The organism is Mesorhizobium sp. ISC15 (genome assembly GCF_037162615.1).
GTDB lineage: Bacteria > Pseudomonadota > Alphaproteobacteria > Rhizobiales > Rhizobiaceae > Mesorhizobium > Mesorhizobium mediterraneum.
Genome location: NZ_JAVSPX010000001.1, coordinates 485,739 through 497,471, shown reverse-complemented (window position 1 = coordinate 497,471; position 11,733 = coordinate 485,739). Strand labels below are relative to the sequence as shown.

The following is an 11,733-nucleotide window of genomic DNA, read 5'->3' as shown; positions in this document are numbered from 1 at the left end:
AACTCGTTCAATATAATCTATTTTGATCAGCCACTTTTCTGCAGTGCCTTTACGACTTGTTCCTTTGGTCCGTCTGCAACTATCCTGCCTTGTTCGACAACGATAAGCCGATCCGCCAGCTCAAGCATGCTGTAGCGGTGGGTTGACACGATCAGCGTCGTGTTTCCATCGAAGGCCACTTTGAGCTGTTTGATCAACTGTCTTTCCGAAGCGAGATCCATTGAGCCTGACGGCTCGTCCAGGAAGACGATTTTCGGCTTGGTCAGCAGCAGGCGCGCAATTGCCACCGTCTGTCGCTGCCCCCCCGAGAGATTGGTACCCCGCTCGCCGACATTCATGTCATAGCCGCGCGGGTGGCGAGAGACGAACTCGTCGACACCGGCGGCCTTTGCGGCGTCGATGATTTCCTCATCGGTCGCTTCGGGGCACGCCATCAGGAGATTTTCCTTGATGGTGCCTGAAAACAGATCGCCGGCCTGGGCGACGATTCCTACCGCCGCGCGAACCTCCGACGGGTGGTATTGGCGGATGTCGATGCCGTCGAGCAAAAGCTCTCCCGAGGTCGGAAGGAAAAGCCTGCCGATCAGGCGACCCATCGTTGTCTTGCCGGACCCTATACGGCCGATGATGCCGATCCGTTCTCCCGGTTTCACCGAAAAATTGAGGCCGGTCAGAACCTCGTTTTCCGATCCGGGATAGACGAACCCGACATTCCTGAACACCATCGCACCGTTGCGGATGGGGCGATTGACGAAGCCCACCGTGTCCGGCCGGTCTTCCGGTTGAGCCATGATCGAATTGATGATTCTCAACGAGAGCATGGCTTGCCGCAGTCTCGAAAGCGTGATGGCGATCTGGCCAAGCGGAGCAACCGCGCGGCTTGCCAGCATGACCGTGCCTATTATTGCTCCCGTAGAAATATGGCCTTCCGAGAAGGCATAGGCACCAGCTACGACCAGGGCGACGGTCACAAGCTGCTGTATGGCCTGGGTGATGTTGCCGGCGGCGGCCGAAAGTTGCTTGATCTTTTCCGACGTGTTGGCAGCGTTCTTGGAGTGCTCGCCCCATCTCCGCAGCAGATACGCTTCGGCCCGCAGCGATTTGATCGTCTCCAGCGTCGAAATGGATTCGACCAGCAATGCCTGGCGCTGAGAAGCCTCGTTCATCGAGGCGGCGACTCGCTTGCCGATACGTCGCTGCGTGATCAGCCCGACGATGACCGACGCCACGAAGGCCAATGCCGGTATCACCACCAGCCAGCCGCCGATCGCATAGATGACCAGAAGAAAGACGAACACAAAAGCGTATCGATGAAGACGCTGATGGTGTTGGAGGTGAAGAACTCCCTCACGAATTCGTATTGGGTCACGCGATTTGCGTATTCACCGGTCGAGCCTGGGCGCGCTGACAGAGACGAGTTGAGGACTTTTTCGAACAGAAGATATGATATTCGCAGATCTGCTTTGCGCCCGGCATAGTCGATGAGAGACGCCCTGGCGGTCTTCAAAAGCAGATCGAACAAAATGACGGCGCCGATGCCGATTGCCAGAACCCACAGCGTTGAAGTTGCCTTGTTCGGCAGGATTCTGTCGTAGACGTTCATGGTGAAGATCGGCGAGGCGATCGCCAGCAGATTGATGAATATCGCCGACAGGACCACTTTCGAATAGGTGCGCCAGAAGGCGCCCATCGTTCCCGTCAGCCAGTGACGCCTTTCTATCTTCGCCGCGGAACCGACCTTCATTCCTTCGGTGGCATTGGCATAGGTTATCGAAAAGGAAACGCCGCCACTGATGACACTGGCGGCAAGCTCGGATTTGGCGATGATCGTGCGGCCATCTTCCTGCGGGGCGGTCGTATATGCGCCGTCTTGCATCTCCGCCAGCAGGGCAACAGGCAACTGGCTGACGCGAAAGAGAATGGCAGGAAGATCGACACGACCGCGCAGAAAATCCCGGTGGCTGAATTCCTGGACCTCTAGACCGATGCGTTCGGCAAGATGCCTGATGTCATCCACCTCTATCCGCGTCTCTGAAAGCGGAACCCCGGCGAACAGGACCGTTTCGGCGCTCGGCCTGCCGAGATATCCGGCAACAGCCGAAAAGCAGGCCTTGAATGCCTCTTTGGGGGAGAGGATGTTTGGTTGCTGGTTCACGATCTGCCCGCAAGGACTCTCGATCGATCCTTAAACCGAGCTATTTCTTCCTGACCGGGGCGAGGATGTCGAAAGGCAGATCATTTTTCTGTTCCGACGGGGTGCGCGCATAGGTTTCGGTGTCAGCAGTCTCCGGCGTTGCAAACTCGGTCCTGGCATAAGCCGCCGCCTGTTTTGCCGGCTGAAGGTTCATCGTTTTCAGCAGCTGCCCGGTCGCCGCCAGCAGCCGATACTCGGCGAACAGCGATGCGTAGGAGGCAGTATCCGCCAGCGTTGCTGTGTTGAACCGCGTATTTTGCGCATCAAGCACGTCGAGCAGCGAACGCTGTCCGACCTTGAATTGTTCGCGATAGGAGGCGACGAGCCTTTCGCTTGCGGAGGCTTGCTGTCTCAACGTCTTTGCAAGTTCGGCTTGCCGGAAACGGCGATCCCACGAGGTGCGGACGGCTTCCTCGATTTCACGCAGGACCTGATGCAATCCAAGTCGCTGTTCGCTGGTGCGGCGGATCTGTTCTTGTTCGTTGGCCTTATCGATACCTCCGCGATAGAGGTTCCAGCGCAGCACGAGCCGCGCTTGCAGGTCGCTGGCGTCGCCGTCGTCGCCATCAATATCATATCCGGCCCGCGCACGGCCTTCCGCAACGATAGCGGGTCCGAATTTGGCCCGGGCTGCATCCACCAGTGAAGCAGCGGCATCTATATCGCTGCTGGCCATGTGAACGCGCGGATTGTTCTCGCGCGCCAGTCCCAGCGCCTCATCAAGCGACCTTGGCAGCGCGCCGCCAACACTCCCTGGCCTTGAGGCGTTCGTCAGCGGCTTGCCGACGGTCTTGAAGAACCGTATTTTGGCCTGTTCCAGCTCTTCGGTGGCTTCCTGCATGCGCGCCTTGGCGGCGAAGAGGCGCTCCTCGGCCTGTTGCCGATCGGCCTCGTTCAACGCACCACCCGCGATGCCTTGCCGGATATCGCCGAGAATCCCCTGATGGAAGCCCAGGTTCTTTTTCGCCTCTGAAACGATCGAGGCCTGCAGCATGTATTCAAGATAATCCTGAACGACGGAGAGCCCGATGAATTCAGATCGCTCCAGTACCCTGAAAGAAGCCCCATCGACCCGCGACGCCTGATGGTTCAGTTCGGCCCGTCGTGCTCCACTGTCATAGAGCGTTTGCGATATCACGACACCCGCTTCCGCCGGATAGAGCGCGTCATCCTCTGTGGAGAGCGCTCGTCGGGACGAATTGTCGAGGCGACGGGCTCCCGCAGATGCCTCGAGATCGATACTGGGAAGATAGAGCCCTTTCGCTTGACGCAGTTCGAATTCGATTGCTTCGCGGTTTTCGATCGCTTGGCCGATCTCCGGATTGGACTCGACGGCTACGGCCATCGCTTCCTTGAGCGTGAGGGCACTAGCGCTCCCGCAAGCCAGCATCGAAAATGTGAAGAGCAGGCCAAGGCGCTTGCCAATGGCCACTTTGATTGTCGTATTCATGGTCTACCCCACCCACGCTTCTTGCCTGGTGCTTTTTGTACGGCCAAGCCTTCTCACCGAAGCTTTGACAAGTTATCCGATAAATTCTTCGAATACGTGAGTGTTTATTGATTTAGCACCGGCTTTAAATAGGGTCTGGGCCATAAAGTTTCGGGGATGTAGCAAAAATGGCACATAAACGGGCGGCTCGCCACGGTTGTGGGCTGCGCCTGCGCCTGTGATCAATGCTGTTCGCCGCCTTCCTTAAGCTTCGCGCAATCTTTGCAGCCTATTCTGCTTATCGATTGGCGAGGGAACATGACGCGCAAGTCGCTACTGCTTTTTGCCTTTCCGGCTCTCATTCTTCTCATTCTGGCAGGGGAGCGGGCAGCGACGTTCCTGCTCGGAAGCTATCCGGCCAGCCCCGCCCTGTGGCGGATCTGGCTTGAACTGCGCCCTTTGGCGACGATGTTCTGGCAGCAGGTCGACCTTTATCTGGGCGGTTCAATGGTCCTTGATGCCGCCATCCTGACCGCCGCATCGATCCTCTGCTGGATGGCTTGCCGGACGCGAAAATCGGCCGCGTTCTTCTTCCTTGCCAACCACGCCGCTTTGCTTTTCGCCGGGTTGATGATGGCTTCCAGCAGCCATTCTGAAACAGCGAGCACGATCGCGGCATTCACCGCGCCGAGCGGCCATCCATTCTCGCTGATGCTCGACTTCACCTGGCAGAACAGCCTGGTGCTGCTTCTGGGCACTGCGGCCTGCGCCTACTGTCATGTTGCGTTTCTCAGCGAAGCGCGACAGCGTTCCCGGGCGGTCGCCGTACGGCTTATTGCTCTGCAGCGGGATTTCTAATGCATGTCGCGCAAAAGTGCGCAGCGGTTTGCGATAACGACATGCATGAGAACAAGAACTTAAAGCGCGTCGCATGAATCCATTCAAACGCGACGCGCTTTAGGACCCGGGACACGCCGTGGTTTTCACGAAATGGGCTTTCACGTAGCCGTCCAGACTCACTGACGGCAACGGATAGTAGGTGACCGGGCACCATTGCCGCTTTCGGTCCGCCCCGGCCGGCCGGCATGGGCCTGTGGCCACGATGATGCCGTTGTGATCGCTAGCGATTGCGCCCGTAGCCTTGGAGAGGTGGCTTGGCTGCGATCGGATATAGAGAACATCCCAAAAGTCGACATTGACTACATGGTAGCAGGTCGTAGCCGTCGCGCTCCCGATCGGCATTGCCAACAAGACGACGGCAGCTCTGCACGCAGCTGAACGCAAAAAACCCGTCTCTCGATGTCTGTCGCTTCTAGTTGATTTTCTTGTAGTGGACCTTGCCGTCAGGCTGCACGATGCGCTGGTAGGACGAGTTTGGGGGAGGGGGCGGCGCCGCGATCCTCTTTTTGGGCGGGCGCGGCGCTTCGACGATACTGGGTTCGGTCGCTTCTTCGAGATCGGTGGCTGCTTCCGCCATGGTGCTGGTCGTGATCACGGAAGGCTCCGCGATGCTCGACATGTCGTCGTCACTGTCCAGGGGCAGCTCCTGTTCAAGCCGGGCAATGCTGCCTTTGACTTCGTTGAAGCTGCCCTGCAGTTGACTGTCCAGTTTTTCAAACCGGCTTTGGAAGCCGTTGTTGACCGTATCGAGCCGGGCCGCGATCCGTTGCTCGAATGATCCGAGCTGTTCCAGCCGCCGTTCGACAAGGCGCAGATCGTTGATGCCGCGGTAGAAATAGACCGCGGCCGCTATGTTCACCGCCGTGATCAGCAAGGCGCCGACGGCGACAACGCCGAGCATCCTTGCATTGCTCGGTTTCCCAACTGCAGCTTGCTCTTCAGTGTGGGTTGCCGGCCCAATGTCGATTGCCGGTATATCCGGGTCGCTGATCATCGTCATTGGACCACCACCTTTGCGCCGACCGAGACGCGCTTGAAGAGATCGATCACATCGGTGTTGGTAAGACGGAAACATCCCGATGTTCCGTCGAAGCCGATGCCCTTGGGATCGTTGGTGCCGTGGATGCGGTAGAGTGTGTCGCGCCCGTCCCGCAGCAGATAGAGTGCCCTGGCGCCGAGTGGATTGTAGGGACCGGCGGGCACCATTTCCGGCAGCTCCGGCTGGCGGGCGCGCATTTCCCTGGGTGGGCGCCATTCCGGCCACTCCGTTTTCGCTCCGACCTTGACGATGCCGGTCCAGCCAAAGCCGTCGCGCCCGACGCTGATCTGGTAGCGCAGCGCCTGGCCCTGCCGGGTGACCAGATAGAGCGCCTTCTCGTCCTTGCGGATGATGATCGTGCCGGGCTGTTCCACGGTTTGGAGAGCAACCGCCTTGCGCAGGCTAGGCCCCATCGCGGGCAGCGGCGGCCGGTCCGACCGGGCTTGGGCGAATTCCCAGGCCGGCATGCCCAAGGCAAGGCCGATGATGCAGGCGCCGGCGAGCCTCGGGACGATGCGATATCTACCGGGCTGCTGCGTCATCGAGCCGCTCTTTGAACATCCGCTTCAGGTCCTTGTTGAAGCGCGCCCGCCCGTCCACTTCGGAAGGCAGGATGGCCCGGTTCAGCGCGTCGGTCAGCAGCGCATTGTCCAGCCCGACCGACTTGATGTGCGGCGCCTTGAAGATCTTCTCGAGTTCGCTGCGCGAAAAATGGTTGCCGAACCATTTGCGCTTATGCTTGTTGGCGACCAGCGTGATGCTCACCGAATTGCCGCGCAGCTCTCGGATCTTGGTGTAGAGCCGCTTGCCTTGCCGCAGCGAGGCGACGTTGAGCTCGAAGACGATGAAGATCTCGTCGCTCGTCGAAAGCACGGAATTCTGCCAGGGGGTTTCGATATTCGGCAGGTCTATGACGATGTCGTCGAACCGGTAGGCGACGAGGTCCAACAGCCGGAACACGAAATCGGCGCCCTGCGGCTCAAATGGCAGCTGCGGCCTCTCGAATGAATAGAGGGTCAGGCCGGACGGACGCGAAAGCCTGATGACATCCATCAGTTCGACATCGAGCCTTTCAGGCTGGCCGATGATGCCGGCCAGATCGAACTGGTTGAACAGGTTGAGATAAGCGCCGCAATTGGCGCTCTGGAAATCGAGGTCGACGAGGCAGGTCGAAGCCGCCCGTTCGGTGGATTTCGACGCCAGGAACTCCGCCGCCGACAGAGCGAGCGTCGTGGCGCCGGCGCCGCCGCTGGCGCTGATGAAAGTGATGATGCGGCTCTTGGTGCCCTGGTTGCCGGTGTCGTGGAAGGTGACCGCGTTGAGCAGTTCCTTGGCGTCGAGCGGCTTGTGCAGCCAGTCCGAGGCGTTCATGCGAACCAGGATGCGCGTCTTCTCGGAGGTCAACTCGTCGGAGACCGCAATCAGCGGCACGGATGCCCACAAGGCGCGCGCCGCGACGATGCCGGGCTCGCCGAGCAACTCGCCATTGGCCAGGTCGAGGATGACGATGCCCGGCCGCGTCTCAGCGGGCGGGCCCTTGAGGAAGTCAGCCGTGTCCGAAATCCTGACATCGTAGATCGCCAGCGCATCGAGCCGCGTCGCCACCTCGCGCTTGAACTGCGGATCCGACGAGAACAGCGCAACCTGCTTTCGTTTGGTCGGCAGAACCTTGGTGTTGATTGCATTCATGGGGATGTGCTCCTCAGGTCTTCGCCCGTGACCGTGCTGAGCATCGAGGGCATGGGGAGGTTTCCCCATACAAGCAGGCCGCCGAGGAAGAAAAATTGGAAGGCCCGGTTCTGAAGGCTGACAGTGATCGTCGGCACTGGTCCGCCCAGCCGAGTCTGGTAGCCCAGGCCGGTGGCGGAATAGGTGATGACGACGTTGTCGCGCCGGAGGCCAGGAAAGAAATGGCACATACCCGGCCGTTGGTCTGTCGCCAACGGGACACAGGCGTCGTCATTAGTGACTGCCGTATCGCCGCGGAAGATGCGGCTGAAATTGGCGGCATTGAATGTGCCGCCATTGCTGCAAGCGCCCGTGCCGGCGGTATATGTGCAGACGAAGGGTCCATAAGCGGCAGCAACCACCGGGGCGCCCGGTGTCGTCGTCGGGGCGGCTGTAGCTAGCGCGGTGGCAACCGGATCGGAAATCGAGGCCAGACGTGCGCCGAGCTGCACGGCCTTGTTGGCGGCGTTCCACTGATAAAGGGCGTAACCGAAATCGACGAAGCCGAGAACAAGGGTAAACAGCAGTGTCGATACGATGGCCATCTCCACCGTCGTCGCGCCGCCTTCCGATTTTGCGAAACCCCTGATCATGATCAGAACCGGATCAACCGCTCCTCGTGAGAGGCATTTAGCGTCATGGGGCCATTGCGGACCAGAGACAGCATTCCGATGCCACCATAGGCCAACGTCCCCGCCGCCCTGACGATGCAGACCTGGGCAGTGGTAGCGCGATATAGGGTGACACCTGCGACCACCGCCTCACGGCATGAGCCTGAGGCGGCAATGGTCACCGTCACATTCGCCTTCTGCCAGCCGACGATGCGCGCATTCCCTGTCCCCGCAGCATTGCCGAACACCGCGATGTTCGTGGCAGTATCGGCGCAATTGATCGTCAGCCCGGCCTTGGTGTACAACTGGCTGTTGCAGCGCGCGGCAAAGCGTGCCGCGTCCGACAGGCCGGCCTCCATCAGCAGCTTTTTGTGGATCATATTGCCGAACTCGAACACGCCCGCCGACAGGATCAGCATCAGCGGCGCGATCAGCGCCATTTCGACGAGCGCCGTGCCGCGCTGCTCGCGTCGAAATCGGTGGAGATGATGGTACAGCGCTTCGATCATCGCCATCACCGGTAGAGCTGGGCTTCGTCGCGAAGGAAATTGTCGAGCGTACCTTGGCCGGCACCGCCGGTTACGTCGACCAGTTCGACCATGACCGAAGCATCCTCTGATGCTGACGGCACGGGTTCAGTGAGGAAGAAACTGCCGAAGGCTTCGACCGGCAGATTGGTGCTGTGGCCGGACAGGCCGTTGCCCGCAGCTTCGAGTGCAGTGCAGTTGAGGATCGCGCCATAAAGCAATCGACGATCGACCGTCGTGACAGGCGGTTGGCAAGCTGCGGACGGCGTTCCGATCTCTCCACCGGTCGATGCGGTCCCCACCAACCCGGCCGATATCTCGTAACGATAAACCTCATAGCGCGTCGGTTTGGTCGTGTCCCATGACGCTGGATAGGCAGCGGACCCGAAATTGGTGCTCCAATAGCCGGCGAAATCCCAATTTCCGTCGCCCATCCTGCCGCCCAGATACGGGGTGGTCGCGTCCCGCGGAAGGCCCATCGTTCCTGCTTCGGTGAACGAAAGCTGGTTCATGGAAGCGCATTGATTGGCGCTGCCTGTGGTCTGTATTGCCCCTTTTCGGACATTGGCGGCGGGACCGTAAGCTGGGCTGTTGAAGTGGTTGCCGTTAGCTCCAATCCCGAAACGAACGTTGAAGGCATCTTGCACTGGGCCGGCATTCTGACCGGTCTTCGTCGTTACGTTCGCGGAATTGTAACAGCCGATCGGCGTCGACGTTGCGATTGTCTGAGCCAGCGCTTGGGCACCATTTCCCACATCTGGCGGAGGCTCGAGGAAGCCGAAATTGCCCGGGCCGGCCGCAGCCCCATTTCCGACCTTCCTCAGTTCGATCAGCCGGCGACGAACGGCCGGATTGGCAACGGCCTGCTCAAGTGTATAACCCCCGGCATTGTTTGTCCCGTTCACCATTTCATAGGGATTGCACATAAAAACAGGCGTAAAATCGCAGACGCCGGAGGTGAAGCCCGCTACCGCGACCGCCCCGACATTGAAGCTGTCGCTGGCGCCGGATGTCACAAATGAGGCGGGAAAGATCGCGGCAAACCCTTGGGGAGCGACTGTCACCTGGATGAACCGTGTTTCCGCCTGTCCGACAGCCAGGTTGGCATCTGCAAGATAGTTGGCCTGATTGGCGGTTGTAATCTTGGTTCCGTCGTTGGCAGGGATCGCTTTGAGGAAGCACCAGGAAATGTTGCCAGCACTGTTGCAGCGCTGTGTGCCTCCCGGCTGACCGGAGGTCAGAGGGACCCTGCCTGCCGTGGAGAAGTTGCTTTCATTGTCGACGAGCGTCGCCATGGCGCGTTCGGCCCGCGCCCAGGAACCGCTGCTTCCGTCCAGTTCCGCTGCCGCCGCGAGCGCAAACGCGTCAGCGCCCTTCTGAAGATCGTTGTGGAGGTTGTTGACCCGGCTCATATCGATTGCCAGCAGGGAAAAGCCGATGATCGCCGGCAGCATGACGCTGACGAGAATCAGCGCTATTCCCCTCTGATCGTGCCAGAACGCGCGAACAATCCGCAGCATGACCTTACTCTTAGCTCCCCTGACGCCAGTCGCTTTGCCTGACGTTGAACCCGCATCCTTCTATTCAACCCCGGTGTTGCCGACATTGACCGTGATGGCCGGCGGCGGCGGTGGCGGCGGTGGAAATTTGTAACTCTGGGCAACAGCGGCAGCGCGCGCGCCATCGCCTTCGATCGCCGTGTTCTTCGATGCTGGATTGAGCGGATCGACCGTCTGCAGCAGCGAATTGTATTTCTGCGTGTCGCCGGCAGCCAGTGTCACCGTCTCGTAATTGTTCAGGTAGTCGGCGGCGCAGCCCGTCAGCCCGCCGGCGCACAAAAACAGGATCAAGGCGCTATTTCTTGACATAGATCATTTTGTCCTTGGATTTCAGGTCGAGCATGTGGCCATAGGGGCCGACCACACCTTCGCCGAGCTCATATTTGCGCACCATGTCCTTGGTCACTTCGAGCTGACCGAGAATGAAGAGCTCCGGGTCGTTGGCGGGCCGTGTCTTGTCGAACGGCGTCGCCAGCTGCTCGCCAGGCTTTACCGGCCGCACGATACGCGGCGTCACGATCACGACCAGTTCGGTCTCTTCCTTCTGGTTGCTCGAATTCCGGAACAGCGTCCCGACGATCGGCACCTGGCCGAGCCACGGCACCTGCCTCTGGATCTTGGTGTTCTTGCTGGACAAAAGCCCGCCGACCGCGAAGCTCTGGCCGTCGCGCAACTCGACGACGGTAGACAGCTTGCGGTTGGTGAAGATCGGGTCGCCGGCGGTGGTAAAACCGGTGAGGTCGCTGACCTCCGGCGCCAGCCTGATGTTGATCTTGTCGTCTTCGAGCACGACCGGCGTGAACAGCAGATTGACACCGAACTGCTTGTATTCGACCGAGATCTCGCCATCACCCTCGTCGGTGCGGATAGGCACTTCGCCGCCGGCATTGAAGCTGGCGACCTCACCGGAAAGAGTGGTGAGATTGGGTTCGGCAAGCGTGCGCACCACGCCCTTGGCCTCGAGAGCCTCGATGATCAGGTCGACCTTGATGTTGCTGTCGATGACGCGAGTGATCAGCGCCGCGAACGGGGTGGTGTTCGAAAGAAGGCCGGTAAGCAGATTGCCCGGCCCCAGCACCACATTGTCCTCGTCGACGGCGGCTATGCCCGTTCCTGTGCGGGTCGTGCCGCTGCCGTTGGTGCTCCTGATTGAGACGCCAAGATCGCGGCCGGCATTGCGCTTGGCCTCCAGCACGCGCACTTCGAGGTTTACCTGCTGGCTGTCGTCGACCGTCACCGCGTTTATGATCGCGTCGGGACCATATTGCTGGGCGACCTGCATGATCGCCGCCAGCGTGGCGCCGTCCTTGACATGGCCGCCAAGCCTGATCTTGCCGTTGATCGAACCGATATCGATGCGCGACCTGGGCGCGACCTGCCGGATCGCTTGCGCCATGTCGCTCACGTCGACGCCGACCTCGATCTGGATCACGCCAAGCGAGCGCTTGTCTTCTGAAAAGAGATTGACGGTGGTGGTGCCGGCGCTCTTGCCGATGACATAGAGCGTTCGGTCGGTCATTGGCTGGGCGTCGGCGATCTTCTCGTCGCCGACGACGATGTCGCCCAGCGTGGCGTTCACCTGGATCGTCACCGACTGCGACATGGGCAGGAAAACACGATGGACGCTGGGGTTCGATACATCGATTCTGCGGTCGGCTGCATGAGCAGCAAGGTCGATCGGCAGCAGCATGACCGAACAGGCCAGCGCAGCAGCCGCCAGTGGTCCCCGGAACATACGCATCTAGA

At 60.1% G+C, this 11,733-nt stretch carries 10 protein-coding genes and 1 pseudogene; 1 reads left to right on the top strand and 10 read right to left on the bottom strand.

Annotated elements, in window-relative coordinates:
• Positions 1–26: 26 nt before the first annotated feature.
• Positions 27–2,155, bottom strand: a pseudogene (locus RPG13_RS02500) (type I secretion system permease/ATPase).
• A 40-nt stretch (positions 2,156–2,195) separates the two neighbouring features.
• On the bottom strand, positions 2,196–3,644 hold the full coding sequence (locus RPG13_RS02495; RefSeq protein ID WP_126104684.1) for a TolC family protein: 1,449 nt from the start codon (positions 3,642–3,644) through the stop codon (positions 2,196–2,198).
• 198 nt (positions 3,645–3,842) lie between these two features.
• Between RPG13_RS02495 and RPG13_RS02490 the strand changes: the two genes are divergently transcribed.
• Positions 3,843–4,481, top strand: a complete 639-nt coding sequence (locus RPG13_RS02490; RefSeq protein WP_337124334.1) for a hypothetical protein — start codon at positions 3,843–3,845, stop codon at positions 4,479–4,481.
• A gap of 454 nt (positions 4,482–4,935) precedes the next feature.
• On the opposite strand, the gene RPG13_RS02485 is transcribed toward RPG13_RS02490, so the two are convergent.
• Genes RPG13_RS02485 through RPG13_RS02450 form a run of 8 tightly spaced genes read right to left on the bottom strand, consistent with a single transcriptional unit; the run spans position 4,936 to position 11,728 of the window.
• On the bottom strand, positions 4,936–5,523 hold the full coding sequence (locus tag RPG13_RS02485; RefSeq protein WP_126104686.1) for a hypothetical protein: 588 nt from the start codon (positions 5,521–5,523) through the stop codon (positions 4,936–4,938).
• Positions 5,520–6,104, bottom strand: a complete 585-nt coding sequence (locus tag RPG13_RS02480) for a L,D-transpeptidase (protein WP_337124333.1) — start codon at positions 6,102–6,104, stop codon at positions 5,520–5,522. The genes RPG13_RS02485 and RPG13_RS02480 overlap by 4 nt, the downstream gene beginning before the upstream one ends.
• Positions 6,085–7,251 carry an AAA family ATPase gene (locus RPG13_RS02475; RefSeq protein ID WP_337124332.1) on the bottom strand — a complete coding sequence of 389 codons (1,167 nt, stop codon included), beginning with the start codon at positions 7,249–7,251 and terminating at the stop codon, positions 6,085–6,087. Before RPG13_RS02475 ends, RPG13_RS02480 begins: the two co-directional genes overlap by 20 nt.
• Positions 7,248–7,883: a TadE/TadG family type IV pilus assembly protein gene (locus RPG13_RS02470; RefSeq protein ID WP_292670668.1), complete on the bottom strand. Its 636-nt coding sequence runs from the start codon at positions 7,881–7,883 to the stop codon at positions 7,248–7,250. Before RPG13_RS02470 ends, RPG13_RS02475 begins: the two co-directional genes overlap by 4 nt.
• A 2-nt stretch (positions 7,884–7,885) precedes the next feature.
• Positions 7,886–8,410, bottom strand: a complete 525-nt coding sequence (locus RPG13_RS02465; protein WP_337124331.1) for a TadE/TadG family type IV pilus assembly protein — start codon at positions 8,408–8,410, stop codon at positions 7,886–7,888.
• Between the two features lie 5 nt (positions 8,411–8,415).
• On the bottom strand, positions 8,416–9,948 hold the full coding sequence (locus RPG13_RS02460; RefSeq protein WP_292670672.1) for a TadE/TadG family type IV pilus assembly protein: 1,533 nt from the start codon (positions 9,946–9,948) through the stop codon (positions 8,416–8,418).
• Between the two features lie 60 nt (positions 9,949–10,008).
• Positions 10,009–10,296, bottom strand: a complete 288-nt coding sequence (locus RPG13_RS02455) for a hypothetical protein (protein ID WP_337124330.1) — start codon at positions 10,294–10,296, stop codon at positions 10,009–10,011.
• On the bottom strand, positions 10,283–11,728 hold the full coding sequence (locus RPG13_RS02450; protein WP_292670677.1) for a type II and III secretion system protein family protein: 1,446 nt from the start codon (positions 11,726–11,728) through the stop codon (positions 10,283–10,285). The genes RPG13_RS02455 and RPG13_RS02450 overlap by 14 nt, the downstream gene beginning before the upstream one ends.
• Positions 11,729–11,733 lie beyond the last annotated feature (5 nt).